The 14,561-nt window shown below is 54.5% G+C and carries 16 protein-coding genes; 9 read left to right on the forward strand and 7 right to left on the reverse strand.

From position 1 onward, the window contains the following. Positions 1 to 276 precede the first annotated feature (276 nt). From O3298_RS14930 to O3298_RS14940, 3 genes are all read left to right on the forward strand, one after another. Positions 277 to 705: a hypothetical protein gene (locus O3298_RS14930; protein WP_305059878.1), complete on the forward strand. Its 429-nt coding sequence runs from the start codon at positions 277 to 279 to the stop codon at positions 703 to 705. Positions 706 to 1,251: 546 nt separating this feature from the next. Then, on the forward strand, positions 1,252 to 3,270 hold the full coding sequence (locus O3298_RS14935) for a hypothetical protein (protein WP_305059879.1): 2,019 nt from the start codon (positions 1,252 to 1,254) through the stop codon (positions 3,268 to 3,270). Between the two features lie 529 nt (positions 3,271 to 3,799). After that, positions 3,800 to 4,201 (forward strand): hypothetical protein, encoded by a 402-nt coding sequence (locus tag O3298_RS14940; RefSeq protein ID WP_305059880.1) that lies wholly within the window; start codon positions 3,800 to 3,802, stop codon positions 4,199 to 4,201. Between the two features lie 171 nt (positions 4,202 to 4,372). Here the strand turns inward: O3298_RS14940 and O3298_RS14945 are convergent, their stop codons facing one another. Continuing rightward, positions 4,373 to 5,266, reverse strand: a complete 894-nt coding sequence (locus tag O3298_RS14945) for a LysR family transcriptional regulator (protein ID WP_305059881.1) — start codon at positions 5,264 to 5,266, stop codon at positions 4,373 to 4,375. Positions 5,267 to 5,490: 224 nt separating this feature from the next. Here O3298_RS14945 and O3298_RS14950 point away from each other — a divergent pair, with 224 nt between their 5' ends. From O3298_RS14950 to O3298_RS14965, 4 genes are all read left to right on the forward strand, one after another. Next, a complete protein-coding gene (locus O3298_RS14950; protein ID WP_305059882.1) occupies positions 5,491 to 6,582 on the forward strand; it encodes an alpha/beta hydrolase in 1,092 nt (363 codons plus the stop codon). A gap of 9 nt (positions 6,583 to 6,591) precedes the next feature. Then, the gene (locus O3298_RS14955; protein WP_369811588.1) at positions 6,592 to 7,806 is read left to right on the forward strand and encodes an MFS transporter; all 1,215 of its coding nucleotides are present in this window, start codon (positions 6,592 to 6,594) and stop codon (positions 7,804 to 7,806) included. A 26-nt stretch (positions 7,807 to 7,832) separates the two neighbouring features. Then, entirely contained in the window at positions 7,833 to 8,390 is a 558-nt protein-coding gene (locus O3298_RS14960) for a cyclophilin-like fold protein (RefSeq protein ID WP_305059883.1), read from the forward strand. Positions 8,391 to 8,509: 119 nt separating this feature from the next. Further along, positions 8,510 to 8,938, forward strand: coding sequence for a transposase domain-containing protein (locus O3298_RS14965; protein ID WP_305059884.1), 429 nt, complete (start codon positions 8,510 to 8,512; stop codon positions 8,936 to 8,938). Positions 8,939 to 8,962: 24 nt separating this feature from the next. Here the strand turns inward: O3298_RS14965 and O3298_RS14970 are convergent, their stop codons facing one another. Beyond that, the gene (locus tag O3298_RS14970; protein WP_305059885.1) at positions 8,963 to 9,352 is read right to left on the reverse strand and encodes a DUF4288 domain-containing protein; all 390 of its coding nucleotides are present in this window, start codon (positions 9,350 to 9,352) and stop codon (positions 8,963 to 8,965) included. A gap of 506 nt (positions 9,353 to 9,858) precedes the next feature. On the opposite strand from O3298_RS14970, the gene O3298_RS14975 reads away from it, so the two are divergent. After that, on the forward strand, positions 9,859 to 9,963 hold the full coding sequence (locus tag O3298_RS14975; RefSeq protein WP_268992011.1) for a transposase: 105 nt from the start codon (positions 9,859 to 9,861) through the stop codon (positions 9,961 to 9,963). A gap of 303 nt (positions 9,964 to 10,266) precedes the next feature. Here O3298_RS14975 and O3298_RS14980 read toward each other — a convergent pair whose 3' ends face one another. The 5 genes from O3298_RS14980 to O3298_RS15000 form a co-directional block, all read right to left on the reverse strand. After that, positions 10,267 to 10,920 carry an immunity 52 family protein gene (locus O3298_RS14980; RefSeq protein WP_305059886.1) on the reverse strand — a complete coding sequence of 218 codons (654 nt, stop codon included), beginning with the start codon at positions 10,918 to 10,920 and terminating at the stop codon, positions 10,267 to 10,269. 79 nt (positions 10,921 to 10,999) lie between these two features. Continuing rightward, positions 11,000 to 11,551: a Tox-REase-5 domain-containing protein gene (locus O3298_RS14985; RefSeq protein ID WP_289913742.1), complete on the reverse strand. Its 552-nt coding sequence runs from the start codon at positions 11,549 to 11,551 to the stop codon at positions 11,000 to 11,002. A 35-nt stretch (positions 11,552 to 11,586) separates the two neighbouring features. Then, on the reverse strand, positions 11,587 to 11,934 hold the full coding sequence (locus O3298_RS14990; RefSeq protein ID WP_289913744.1) for a hypothetical protein: 348 nt from the start codon (positions 11,932 to 11,934) through the stop codon (positions 11,587 to 11,589). Next, positions 11,921 to 12,424 carry a DUF4123 domain-containing protein gene (locus tag O3298_RS14995; RefSeq protein WP_289913745.1) on the reverse strand — a complete coding sequence of 168 codons (504 nt, stop codon included), beginning with the start codon at positions 12,422 to 12,424 and terminating at the stop codon, positions 11,921 to 11,923. Before O3298_RS14995 ends, O3298_RS14990 begins: the two co-directional genes overlap by 14 nt. Before the next feature lie 2 nt (positions 12,425 to 12,426). Beyond that, complete coding sequence (locus tag O3298_RS15000; protein ID WP_289913747.1) at positions 12,427 to 12,843, reverse strand: PAAR domain-containing protein; 417 nt, start codon at positions 12,841 to 12,843, stop codon at positions 12,427 to 12,429. Between the two features lie 841 nt (positions 12,844 to 13,684). Here O3298_RS15000 and O3298_RS15005 point away from each other — a divergent pair. Next, positions 13,685 to 14,308 (forward strand): hypothetical protein, encoded by a 624-nt coding sequence (locus O3298_RS15005; RefSeq protein WP_305059887.1) that lies wholly within the window; start codon positions 13,685 to 13,687, stop codon positions 14,306 to 14,308. Positions 14,309 to 14,561 lie beyond the last annotated feature (253 nt).

The raw sequence follows: 14,561 nt of genomic DNA on the forward strand, positions 1-14,561 counted from the left end.
TGTTCGACACATACGGCGTTGTTTATCACGACGCTTAATCGGCTGCGGTGGCATATGTCGAATGCGTCAGATCTATGTCTGCTTCGGGGCGGAAGCGGACGGTGCCACTGAATCGCCGCCAGTAGCTTAGGCTTTCCTGATCCATGGTTCTTGAAAGATGAAAACCCGATGGATCGTGTTGGGGGCTAGGTGTTCTGCCTGGCGCCTCGTGTGCGACCTCGTCGCTGCCTGATCCAGCAACAAGATCGGGTCTGGCTAAATTTCAGGAGCGGTTGAATGAACATAACTGTTGGAACTCTTATTTTAGGTACTAGACCTTTCAATGTCAGACGTGCGGTTATTTCTCGTCGAGAACACTTATGGGAAATTGAAGTTGAAACGGAAAGTGAAGAATTCGATGGCGAGCGCTGGGAGCCTAGGCTATATCATCAGGGTTTGTTAGCTAGCGCTTTTGAGAATGTGGGTCTAGAGGGAAAGCGGACTTCTTGGATCGCCACAAACGATAAAGAATATCCCCACCCCGAAGGTGGTTACATGTGTGTGTTTGGGCATCATGATGTCAGGTCGTGCATCGTGACGTTTGGCAATCAATCTGGGGGCCATCTGGAACTCAAGTGGTCCGGGAAGTGTGACGTGTTCTGGGATGATGAGTTTAGCGAAGATATCCCATTCGATTGCACCTGCATGGCAATAGTCATTGACTGAATGTGCTGCGGAAACGGATGGTGCCATTGAAGGTAAAACGCCATGGGCAGCTTAGACTTTTCTGATCCATAGTCTTTGAAGATGAAAAACATATGGATCGTGTTAAGAACCTGGGCGTCCTAGCAGACTCCTAGTGTGCGGTCTCGTAGCTGCCTGATCCACAGACGATATCGGGTCTGGCCTGTCTATCTCCCCTGCCCCGCAGAGACTACCCTCGCGCGCTAGCAAAAGCTGAGCGTCCATCTCCATAACGGATGGCAAAGATGGCATATCCGACCGTGGTAGTAGCAGAGCACCTACCGCGGAGCGCTATGACGGCACAGTCAGTGAAGACGGCCTGGCCCATCATCTGCTTTGTGCTCATAACGAGATCGGGAATGTTGCACGCTGGTGGTGGACTTGCCCTTATGAGCTGACTAATATGGCATTTGGTGGCATTACACCAAAACATAAACTTGCCCTTGCCGCTTAACCTCTACTTTTAGCGCGCTCTAAAAATGGGAAGATTATCGAGGGATAAGTATAATCAAGGTACAAAATCGAACTATGCATGAAAAAAAGCGAACAACGACGAAATTTCTGCTGAGTAAATTGAAAAGCCTTGTTATAGGGATTGTTACCTTGTTCATATACGCTGAAGCGCACGCATGTGACGGTTTAATCGGAAGTTATGCGGTGCAAGAAGGCGAGCTCGCCCGGATCTGGATAGAACATCAGGAGCAGGATTATGTCTTGTCGACATACGATCCGGAGCAAAAAGCGTGGACCTCTTATCAGGTGCCGCTCACGCCAATGACGCGTGAGCAGTTCAGCCAGATTCCCGTGCAAATGGATGCCGCTTCCTGCGCACTGGCCGGTGCCGGTGTGTTTTTTGTAAAAACCTTTTCTGGGGCTCAATTCTCCGGCGTGGCTGCAAGTCAGAATGTCGCCGCCCCCATGCGTACGAGCAAGACGGGCACCGTCCTGGTTTCATTGGAAGGATTTGCACCGGGCGGCATGGATTTGTTCCCCGTGCGGCAGGCGATCAAGCCACCTGCAGCGGCAAAGAGCGAATATTGTGCCCATGGCATGGCTACGGATATGAGCCTGTCCGCATTCCATGCGCTGCCGCCTGACCTTAAGCGACTCCGTCAGTCCGAGAACTTCCAGCGCGAGGTGATGTGTGGCCAGTATCTGCATGGATTGATGGCAGGGAGCGAAAATCCAACGTCCAGTCCGGCCAATGATGCCCTTGCGCGCGCTGCCGTGCTGCGGCACATCCGTGTTTTGCTGGCCGCTGGATCGGTTCCGCGCGCCGCCAACGGCGAATCGGCATGGTGGGAGGCATCCCGGCGTTTCTTGGCGGGCAGCGAGCCGCCAATATTCCCGAACCAGACCATCCCGGCCATGCGGCAAGATTATTATGCGCTTTTTGCCGAGGAGATTTTGCCCCGCCTGGCCGCTAGCCGACCCGATCCGGCCGACCATGGAAATACCTGGCTGCTGGCACGGCACACGGTCAATTTGCCTGACGATGTGGCATTGCGCACGCTCGATGTCATCAAGACCATGCAAGTGCCTGGCGAACTGGTGAAATTCCACAAGTATCTGGTCGATGAGGTGCTGGGAAAAGTCCGCGTCGGCGCGCTAGCCAAGCCAGTATTCGACTGGCTGACGCGGGAGGCGGGGATGGCAGCGCTCGACGCCTCCAGTGTGCTTGACCACGTGATCGTCCATGATGATGTCGCTGGCGTGCGGCGCCTGCTGGCTGCGGGCGCCAGCCCTCTCAATCGCTGGGCTGCGCCGAATGTGCTGAGTCAGTCTGCCGCAGCCACGGCGTACAAGTCCGCCCTGATCGAATACATCCATGGCGGCAAAGGCAAGTTGCAGCCTGACGTGGCCAACGATCTGTTGCGGCGAGCGCTGGACGACTGCAATGGCAATGATGCCATCTCTCTGGCGTTCCTGCTGGGGGCTGACCCGACGCGTTTTTTCCTGCATCCGACTATTCCGAAAAATGTGCTTGCGGTCAGATTGCTATACTGCCCCAGCGTGCTTGGCCCACTCTTGAAGGCAGGCATGCGGCTGGATCAGCGCTATCCGCTGTCGATCGCGCGCGATGGGGAAACCGACACGCCGCTGGGCGGCTACTTGAGAATGCGCGATCCGGCCGGCCGTTTGACGGCGCAGTCGGCAGACGTGGTGCGTATGCTGCTGAGCAGCCATAACAATGCCAATGAAGTGGCAAACAATGGCTCCGGCAACCCGCTACTAAAATATGCAATTGACACGGGCAGCATGGATATCGTCAAAACGATGCTCGATTTCGGCGCCGCCCCACAAGCAAAAGACACTGAAGGCTTCCCCGCCTGGCTACGCGTCCTTGATGGCGACAAGGACGATATTCTCCTCCAGATCATGCAAGCTAGACCCGATCTCGACCTGAACGCATCGCCGGATGAGCGGATAACCCCGCTGGCGTATGCCGAGTGCTTGGGTGCGCCGCGCGTAGCATCGATATTGCGCCAGCGAGGCGCACTGGAAAAGGGAACGGCGCTTTGCCGGCAAGCAGGTAAGAGGACCTGACCATCGCCAAAGTTCGCATCCATCGGCGATATGCTCGGATAAAAAATAGGACCTTTGGTCGATTTACAAAAGTGTGACTGTTCAGCAGCTATGCGGTGAATCGCCACCCGTAGCTTAGCTCTCCTGATCCATGGTTCTTGAAAGATGAAAAACCGGTGGATTGGGTTAGTGACCTGGGTGTGCTGCCACACTCCATGTGTGCGATCTCGTAGCTGCCTGATCCAACGACGAGATCGGGTCTGGCCTGTCTATCTCCCCTGCCCTGCAGAGACTCATGCCGCGTTCAAGCAAAAGTTGCTTGAGCTTCGGCGGGTTCCTGCATTAACGTTCCCGCGGCAAAGCGCCTTGCGACGGTAATCTCGGGTTCCGCGGGGCACGGCGCCATTGATTCGGTTCTTCTTTCGCATCATTTCCACTCTGCAACGATGCATTTAAGTTAAAGTGTTGCGTTGATCGATTGCGTCGGCAGCCAGAAGCGGACCTACAACACACATGACGTGGGATACGTAAAATACTTTGGACCAATACCATGGAAGAGCCACGTTTCAAGCCTGAGCAATTCATACGTCGTTCCGGTACCGCCCAAGTTGATGCCGAGGTTCGCCGGTGGTTGCGTTCACTAACTGTAGCGCAGCGAATTAATTTTATTGTAGATCTGTATAGCCACAACTACAGATATGCGGTCGCGCTAGTCCGGTCGTCAAAGCTTCCAAGCGACGACGTCACACGACTGCTGCAGCAATGGCTGCTTTCATCGAGCCACAACGCCAGTCGCGGATTGATTGAGGGGTTTGTGCCTATGATCGGCGAATCCAGGTTTTGGACGATTGCTGCAAAATCTAAGGTGACGCCTACCATGGCGGAGTTCCTGAACTTTCACGGCCAAGAAAAGTTGAACCTTTATCGCGCTGCACTTACCGAAAAGGCTTAATGTTTGAGCAAAAACCTAGCTTATACCGAACGTCCGCAACGGGGCGGAAGCTGTCTCACATGAACGGCGGCAACCGGCCAGAAGCGGACGGTCAGAAAGATGGACTGTATATTGCAGCGCCTCGGACACATCAATTTAGGTGCTGTCTGATCTGACGATCAACCCCTTGGCTTACTCCTTGTGACGAATAGCTTCGACAACAATCCGAAGTGCCCGAGATTCGTGGCGGCGGCTGGGATAGTAGGCATGCAGGCCAGGAAACTTTCCACACCAGTCGCTCATGACGCTGATCAAACGACCTTCACGCACATGCCCCGCTACCAGGTCTTGCGTGACGAATGCCAGGCCATTGCCGCTCAAGGCAGCCTGTACCATGGGCACAGCGCTGGTGAACACGCACTGGCCGCTCACCCGCGCTTCCACGCTGCGCCCCTCATGCTGCAACTCCCACGCGTAGATGCCGCCACTGCCTGCCAGGCGCAAGGTGATGCAATTGTGTTTCATCAACTCTTGCAAGTTGGCTGGCTGCGTATGCCATGAAAAGTAGCTGGGCGAGCCTACGATCATGGTGGGAATGTCGGGCGTGAGCCGCACGGCAATCATATCCTCCTCCACCTGATCTCCATAGCGCACACCGATGTCATAACGGTCCGCCGCGATATCGATCAGCTTGTAATCCGATTGAATCTCGATATGCAGGTCGGGATAGTGCGGCAGCATCGGCGCCAGCCTTGGCCACAGCAGGGTATCAATAACATGGTCAATGGCAGTGATGCGCACAGTACCCGCCGGCTTGCCATTCAAATCGCTGACAGCAGCGATTTCGGCATGGACCTCATCAAGCCGCGGTGCGACATTGGTCAGCAGGCGCTCGCCTGCTTCGGTCAGCGAAACACTCCTGGTCGTACGATTAAGCAGCCGCACGCCCAGCCGGGCTTCCAGATCCCGAATGATGTGGCTGAGAGTGGACTGGGACATGCCTAGCTTGATGGCGGCACGGGTGAAACTACGTTGGCGAGCGACCTCGAAAAATATAAGAATATCAATAATATTATCTCTGGCCATTTGAACGATTCCTGAAACGAACTGTTAAGGGTATCCCGTCGTGTTGCCTTACAACGGATGATGCCAAGTGGAATGTGCGATTTTTAATATAAATATACAGAACATTCATGGCTCCTGCACATATACCTGTTCGAGATTTCGGTGCGCAGGCGCGTCAAGCGCGACGTACGATGTCCGTCAACGCATACAACGTGCCCCATACCTAACGAACTGGAGAAGCAGACATGACCATAGATGATGTAGCACGCCGTGATTTCCTGAAGACTGCTGGCACCGGCATGGTCGTGCTTGGCAGCCTTTCCGTTGCCGCTAGTCCAGCGTTTGCCGCCAATAACAGGCCGGTGCCGGACATGTCGAACAACGCTGACAACTTCTACAGGAGCGCGACGGTCACTGCGCGCAAGGTCAGTTTCAACAACCAGTACCAGATGCAGGTCGTCGGCGATCTGTTCACGCCCAAGGATCTCAACCGCAATGCCAGGAATCCCGCGATCGTCATCGGTCACCCGATGGGCGCGGTAAAGGAGCAAAGCTCGAATCTGTACGCGCAGAAACTGGCCGAACACGGCTTCGTCACCCTGGCCATCGATCAGTCGTTCTGGGGCGAAAGCGCCGGCCAGCCGCGCAATGCCGTAGCGCCGGACATCTATGCCGAAGCCTTCAGCGCGGCAGTAGACTATCTAGGAACCCAGCCATTCGTCGATAGGGAACGGATCGGCGTTCTCGGCATTTGCGGCAGCGGCAGTTTCGTCATCAGTGCAGCCAAGATCGATCCGCGCATGAAGGCCATTGCCACTGTCAGCATGTACGATATGGGTGCTGCCAACCGCAATGCACTGCACCATTCGCAGACGCTGGAGCAACGCAAGCAGATCATTTCCGAGGCGGCGCAACAGCGCTACGTGGAATTTACCGGTGGTGCCATCAAGTACACCGGCGGAACCGTCCACAAGCTTGATGGCAATACGCATCCGATCCAGCGCGAGTTCTACGACTTTTATCGCACCGCGCGCGGTGAGTTCACCCCGGCAGGGTCGTCGCGCGAACTGACGACGCACCCGACGCTGGCCAGCAACGTCAAGTTCATGAACTTTTATCCGTTCAACGACATCGAGACGATTTCGCCGCGTCCCATGCTGTTCATCACAGGTGACCAGGCGCATTCCCGGGAATTCAGCGAAGAGGCTTACCGGCTTTCGGCCCAGCCCAAGGAGCTGTTGATCGTGCCAGGCGCGGGGCACGTGGATCTGTATGACCGGGTGAAACTCATCCCTTGGGCGAAGCTGAACGCATTCTTCTATAAAAATCTGGCATAGGCGCATCCCATGACAGCACCAATAAGTAGCGCGCCTCCAGATGGCGCGCAAGGGCGCGCTGACGCCGGTACGCAGGCGGCCATGTGGGGCGGCGTCTTTGCCATGACGCTGTGCGTTTTCGCGCTGATCGCCTCGGAGTTCATGCCCGTCAGTCTGCTGACGCCAATGGCCAGGGACCTGCTGGTCAGCGAAGGCCTGGCGGGACAGGGCATCGCCATCTCCGGCGCCTTCGCCGTACTCACCAGCCTGTCGATTTCCACCATCGCCGGCAGCATGGACCGCAAGACAGTCCTGCTGGGGCTGACCGCGCTGATGGCTGTCTCCGGCGCCGTCGTGGCCATGGCGCCCAACTATCTTCTGTACATGACGGGACGTACGCTGATCGGCGTGGTGGTTGGCGGCTTCTGGTCCTTGTCGGCCGCGACAGCAATGCGTCTCGTGCCCTCCCATCACGTGCCGCGCGCGCTGGCTATCTTCAATGGCGGCAATGCACTGGCAACTGTCGTCGCCGCGCCCCTAGGCAGTTACCTCGGCTCCGTCATCGGCTGGCGTGGCGCCTTCCTTTGCCTGGTGCCAGTGGCCCTGATCGCCTTTATCTGGCAGTGGATCAGTCTGCCTTCCATGCCGCCCCAGGCTAGTTCGGCGGGTTCCCGCAAGGTCTTCACACTGCTGCGGGACCCGAAGGTTGCCCTGGGCATGCTGGCTGTAAGCACGTTTTTCATGGGACAGTTCGCCTTATTCACTTATTTGCGTCCATTCCTGGAAAACGTGACACGGGTAGACATCTCCACGCTGTCGCTGATACTGCTGGCGATTGGCGCAGGCGGCTTTATCGGCACCACCGTCATCGGAAAGTTCCTGAAGTGGCATTTTTCCCGCACGCTGGTGGCCATCCCCGTGCTGATGGCATTGATCGCCGTGGCGCTGACTCTCGTTGGCGGCAAGGTCGGTGCCGTGACGGTACTGCTGGGCATCTGGGGCATTGTGGCCACCGCTGCTCCCGTAGGCTGGTGGTCATGGCTGGCAACCACGCTGCCGCACGATGCAGAGGCGGGCGGCGGATTGATGGTTGCTGTCGTGCAATTGGCCATCGCCCTCGGTTCCACGCTTGGCGGTTTGCTGTACGACAAGAGCGGCTATCAGAGCACGTTCATCGCCAGCGCAGCCATATTGCTGCTGGCTGCCTTCCTGACGGCGCGCTCGCAAGCGCTGCGGACAAGCTGAGCCGTCTACCAACGAAGGGACAAGCAATGATTACACTCAAGCTAGCGGTTCGCAACGGCACCCAGCATCCAGCAACCAGCATGAGCGAGCGCCGCCTATCCGGTGGCCTGCATGGGCTGGGCCTGTTGCTATGCTTGCTAACTTCCGGCGCTTGCGAAGCCCGACAGCAGTCCGCGTCGGTACCATTTGCTCTTGCTCCGGTTGCGGCTAGCGCATCCCTGAGGCCCGAAGAGTCGCGTATGTGGATGGTCGTTGGGGAGCGTCGCTTCGTCGTCATCTTGTCCGACAACGTGACCGGGCATGCATTTGCTAAGATACTGCCGCTGACACTGGATATGGCCGAACTCAACGGAAACGAGAAGCATGCAGATCTGCAGAATGCGCTGCCGGCTTACGCAAGTAGGATGGAAATGATCAGCAATGGAGACCTTTTGCTGTACGGTTCGAAGACCTTGGTTGTCTTCTATAAGGCATTTACTTCACCGTATTCCTACTCAAACGTTGGTCGCGTGGCAAATCCGGATGGGCTGGCCCATGCACTGGGTGAACACGGCGTTAGGGTCCAGTTTCTTAAATGTAAATGAACGCCCACAAGGCTTGCACAATGACTTCTTTGGGGTGGAAGCAGACGGTGCCATTGGGGTAAATCGCTGCTGGTACCTACGGCGCACGTGATCCATCGTTCTTGGCTGATGAAAATCCGATGGAGCGCCTGAGGGCCCGGGCGTCCGGCCAGGCAACAGGGCTGCGATTTCGTAGCAGACTGATCCAACGACGAGATCGGGGCTGGCCTGCCTATCTCCCCTGCCCTGCAGCGGCTACTGCCGCGCTGAAGCCAAAGCTGTTTGAGCTTCGGCGGGTTGCCGGTACTACCAGCCGCCGCAACCACCTGTTGGCCAGCGCCGCCGTGATCTACTCGCTGACCGGGATCGCGAAGCTGAATGGCGTCGCCTCCAAGGCCTGGCTGCACTATGTGTTCGAGCCCAACGCCAATCACCCGATCAACCGCGTTGACGAGATATTGCTCTGGCATTGCGCCAAGCAACTGGCACCGGCCGAAGAACACGCCGTTTCCCAGCGGTGTAGCGACATCATCAAGGAGATAGCCATTCAGTTCAAGGCGCTGCGCTGACGCTTATAAATAACGCAGAATAGTTCACTGATTGAGATGTTCGAAGCCCTCTATTTTTCCGCCAAAGAGGGACAACTGCTCACGAGAACGCACCAGCAAGTCAGCTTGCTCTCCACGCGGACCATTTACAAGGCGCACGTTTAGAATCAACTCATCGTCAAGTTGCCCAGTCTCCAAGCTGTCTAGCTCATGAAGCCCCACATATCGCTGAGTCACAATCTCGCCCTGTCGATTCATGTAAACATGCTCCGATGAACTGCAGAATAAATTTGCCTTCGCATAGGCCGCCTCCGGAGAGTCAGCCTTAATCAATACGCTTTCAATAAGCAAACTCGGCTGCGCACAATTCGTGACGCGCGCTTCGATCACATATTGTGCGACATACCAGCACCACTGAGGAATTGCGAAGGTCATAATTTAATAGAAGCCATGAGGAAAGTGCTGCGTACTAGTGGCAAAGTTGGAAAAGCCTGCCATTCAAGGCATTATCGGTGAAGCGGGCGTGACGTTCAAGGCGGTACAGAGCCGACACTTCCGCCACAACGGAGGGTGAAAAATGTCATATCTGATCGAGGCAGCAGCGGAGCGTCTGCTTTTGCGGGCTGTGGCGGCACAGTTGGCTACGATAAACTAGCCCGTCATCTGCTTCGTGCGCTCGGCCAGATCGGAGACTTTGCGCGCTGGCGGTCGAATTGCCATCACGGCGGCTGGATATGGCACCTGACGGCATCACGCCAAAACAGAAGCTTGCCATGGCCGCTTAACCGTAAGCGTCTTCCCTGTGCCGTCTGGACGGCCTGAACCGCGTCATTTATGATCGACTTTTGTCACAGTATTTGTGCCCACAATTTTCGATTTTAGACACAAATTCTCAAACGATCATTTCCACGAATACACGCGGCCACTATCGCCAGCATCCCTTGGAGTTTAAACGCGCATTGGTGGCGCTGTCGCTGCTACCGGGCGCCTCGGTAGCTCGCACCGCCCGCGAACACGGTTTCAATGCCAACCAGGTGTTCAGCTGATGCCGTCTTTACGAGCAAGGGCGCCTCGGCGTACCCGCGTTAATGCGTGACGATGTGATCGGTCGGCGGGGCGTGACCAGGGTAAAGCTGGTCGCACCCATAGTTCCAGAGAGGGGACGGTCGAAGCGTCGAAGTAGGCGGCGTGCCCGTCTCTTACTAAGGCCGTATCAAATCCGGTCAGCGTGCAGCTACTGCAGATTAGGACGATGTACCAAAGGCCAATTGACTTGACCTTGTTGTCGAACAGTGATTGTCCCCTGCATGGCAGGACATTTTCGTACCATCGAAGTGAGTTATCCTTCGTCAAATATCGACATAGCGAGGCAGCAAGTCCTGATCGACCAGGCGAATTTCAATGGCATTAGCGATCTTGACGTGCTCGGGATTCTCATCAGAAAAAGGCTCGTCGGTGACACTCACGATGATGGTGCCGATCTGCTGGTCTTTACCTTGCTCGCCCGTCGCCATGACCGGTACCAAGGCGCGGGCTTCTGGCACTTGCTGGGTCGTCAGTACACGCGGCAGGTACAACATCCAGCCAACACCTGGACGATCCTTGAAAACTTGTTTTTCAAAATAATCGTTACGTGCAACTGTGATCAATACCGGCCGCAGAGAACCCGCGATAATGGACAGTAGCTCTTTCACTCCATGTATGCCAAGCCGTTTCGCCCCGACGCCTTTGTAGCTGATCTTAAACGACCAAGCGGGCCAGTCACTGTCGCTAAACCCAAGCGCCATAGTCGCGCCCTCACCCTCTCCGAGTTCGCCATTCCAGGCGCTGAGAAAACGGAATTTCTCGCCCTTGAACTCCGTCTCAAGTACGGCTTCGGCCGCTGTGGTGAGCTCTCCCGAAGCGTCGAAAACCGGATACAGAAACGACTTCTCTTTAGTATCCTGCGACAAAAACCAGTTCTTTCCAAGCGCCTCGGTTTTCTGCAAGAAACGGGCTACCATTGCGATTTTTTTGACGGTAGGTCGGAACGCAATGGATGGGTTCACAGCATCACGTTTAAATAAAGATTTTATTATCATGTTATGGAATGTAAAAAGTGGTAATACCCAGCTCAGTTAACTGGGGGCGCATGTGCTTATAAGCGAGTGGCGTTTGGAAGTACCATGACAGCGAAGCTGGCGGGTTATTCTTGACAATGTTGGACTGAGCCGCGGCCTGCTTCAATGCCATATTCTCGAATATTTGTTCTTGAAAGTCGTATTTAAACTCACCGTTTGACTTAAAAAACTGGTCATAATCCGCTTTTGCTTCCTGCAACAAGCACAAGCGGGATTGGAAGCCGTCAAAGTCTCTCTCCTCAAACAACCATTCCATGCCTATCAGAAAACCAGTGATACGGGCTTGATAATCACGCGCGGCGGGCGACATGCTGTGTTTAACAGCCATAAGCGTACCCTTGTCTGGCGGGCACCGGCATCTTTCCTTGGCTTCGCTTCGCGTCTCGGCACGCGCAATGGGCGTGACGCGGGCGTCTTTTGCCTCTTCTGCCTCTTTTTTGCGTTTGCGCAATGCCTCGTCCGTGATCACGGCTCCTGCGGCGGCGACACCCAAGGCTAACAAAATTTTCTCCACGACTGCTGGTATAACTAATATCGGTAGCGCGGGCATTATTGCTCCCCTTCCAGTTTTTTATCCATTACCGCGATCAGTTCGTCGAACCGCTGCTCCGGCGTGGCGCCGGGCTTGCGCAGGTAGGCATCGACCAGCGGGTCGTCATGGATCCCGGGCGCGTCGGCTGACAGGTACATCAGATGTACGATATGCGGCGTGGACCTGAAACCGATTCGAATGGCGTAGGTGTACGCCGCCAGCATGCGCTCGATCACGGTCGCCCGGCCTGGCTGGCTTGCCATGTCGGCACGCTTGGCCAAAAATTGGTCCGCCACTGCGATGACGAAATCGCTCATGTCGCCCGTCTGCACTGCACGCCATTGCTCCTCGCTAAACGTCAGCATCGCGCCTCCCTATGATTGCCCGCTTGCCGTCGAGCAGCAAGTGCCATTCGTGAATATGACCAAACATCGCCTCCCGCTGTGCCGGCTCAAGTATTTGTGCCAGCTTCACCAACACGCGCGGATCCCAAAAGCGAAGCAGCGCTGCGCGGCCGTCCGGTAGCCGTGTTTCCAAGTGTAGTTGCAGCAACTGCGCCAGGCCACCAAGGTCCTGCACGGCGAACAGCCAGGTAACCGAAGGTGTTTCTTGCTCCAGTGCGGCCAGGTCTTCAAGAAACGAAGGCGCTGCTCCCGCCATGTCGACCAACCAGGGGCCTGCATGCGCGAGCGCAGCGTCGGGTGTGCCGGTAAATAGCGGGTAGCGCGTCCCATCCTCCCTCATGCGCGTTTGGCGGTGTGTCTCATATTGAACACCGTCGACCAGTGCGTATAAGCACAGCGCCGAGTGATGTTGCTGAAGTTGCTTCAGGCGTTCTGTGACGTCGAGCAACATTGTTACTCCCGGATAACGGTGGTCGCGCCGGCGGCCGCCGCAGACATCAAGCATTCGAGGCAAATGCCGGAGTCGGTATTTGCGGCAATGTTGCCGGCGGTTTCCATCACGTCATTGTCGTCGACATCAGCCGGGTCGCCCACGCTGGACTGGTCCAACCAGATCGTCGTGATTTGGCCGGAAATCAGTTTTGCACCGCAAGCGGTCGAATCCATGTGACGCGCATAACCATTGCCACTGCCGTCCACGACGTCGGTCGGTCCAGATGTGATGGGGAACGTGCCCTTGCATTTGGGGCATACCGTCATGTCGCCGACGCGCGCTATATTCTTGCCATTGATGTCACAGGTGAAATCGGCGCCGATGACCGTACCGCCATGACTAGTCTTGTCGCCCATGACAATGAAAGGTCTGCTCAAATGATGCTCCTGAATGGGTGCTGCAACGCAATAAGTTGTATTTATAGCATATTTTCCAGATACGTCAGGTAAGCACGATTCAAAATAAATAATAATGCGGTTGGATCGGAGCGCAATGAACTTTTCTTTGTTCTAAATGCGACTTGGGACATTGATGCCGATGTAAAAGGTAGACTTGGACCTTCCCCGGCATAACGGATGGTAAATGGTGTTATTTTCGATCGAGCAACCACGGCAGAATGCCTGCTTCTGAGCGGTATAACGACACAGTTGGCTTCGACAGCCTACCCCTCATCTACTTGAGGCGCGAAATGGGATCGACGATTTTGCATGCTGGCGGTAGAGTTGCCATCACGGCTGACGCGACATGGCACTTGGCGGTATCACGCCAAAACAGAAGCTTGCCATGGTCGCTTAACCTCTACTTTTATCGCGCTCTAGCAGTTGGTGTATTCATTTAGAGTAGAGTGTTGCGGCCCCTGATTGAATCCGCAAGTCGTTGGTGATTTTCGAGTAACGACTTATACTATGCATCTCTACTAATAATATTTAATCTGTCGCCATGTTTAAAGTCCACGTTTTAATGTATTGTGGTTACTCTGTTTTTAGTAGCTATAGTGCGCTTGTGAGTAAAGATGGAAAATTAAAGATCCATGAGGTCAATAAATCCCATCCGCTAACGCACTATATGATATGTCAGTCTAATAGACTAATATTTAAAAATCAATTCATATCTGATTCTAATCCACGGTGCGTGACTTTGCAGTTCTTGGAGCACGTATCAACAACTGGGGTTGTAGAGCATGAGTTGATACTTCCAACCACGCTTAATGGAAAGAACTTGGCCGTTTACGTCGCGGCCCATCTCTCTGGTTTTGTTGTCTGGTCGGATAATGACGAACCAGCAAATACATATTCAACGTTCTTTGAGGCGTTAGTATCCATAGCGACACCATTTCATTTCGATGAAAGCCACATGCTTACTAAGTTATTGAGTTTGGAAGTGCTGTATGTTGGCCGGACTGAAATAAAAAAGAACTATCTGAGAATAGGTGGGCATGAAAAGTATGCGCGAGCAGCTGATGATATTATTCGAAGCCGTCCATATAAGGAACTTTTCCTGAAATTGCACAATTTCGAAAACCCAACATGGATGGTTGCAGAGAATGAAGAAAGTGCAGAAAGAAAGCTGAGGTCGATTCGAGATCTGGCAAAAAAGCATGACCATCCGGCTTGGGTTACGCTTTTTGAGGCAGCGTTGATTTATCATTTGAAGCCATACTTGAATGTTCATTTTAAGAATATTTTTCTTTCTCCAAAACACATCGGGTATAAGCATCTATTAGACATAGGAATCAATACCGCGGATATTGTTATCGATGAGAGCTTGCGCTCCTATTGCACAAAGCTTACCGATAATAGCTATACTCGGAAGCTTCAATTTACTTTCCCGCTTGATTCATAAATATCAAACTCTATTTGAGCGTAGGCTTGTTTAACGGGAAATCACGAACTTCCTAGACGTACGTGAAGTGCATAAAATATTGCTTTTCGAAATCAGCCGGGAGCAGCTTGTTGTTGAAGCTATGACGGAGTTGCAGACTGTGGAATATCTCGGCGTTCCCTTACTACAACGGACGGTGAGGGACGACATATCTGGCCGAGGCAGCATCATCACGCCTGCTTCACAGCACTATAGAGGCACAGTTGGCTACGAC

Source organism: Janthinobacterium sp. SUN137 (assembly GCF_030587265.1).
GTDB lineage: Bacteria > Pseudomonadota > Gammaproteobacteria > Burkholderiales > Burkholderiaceae_D > Janthinobacterium > Janthinobacterium kumbetense.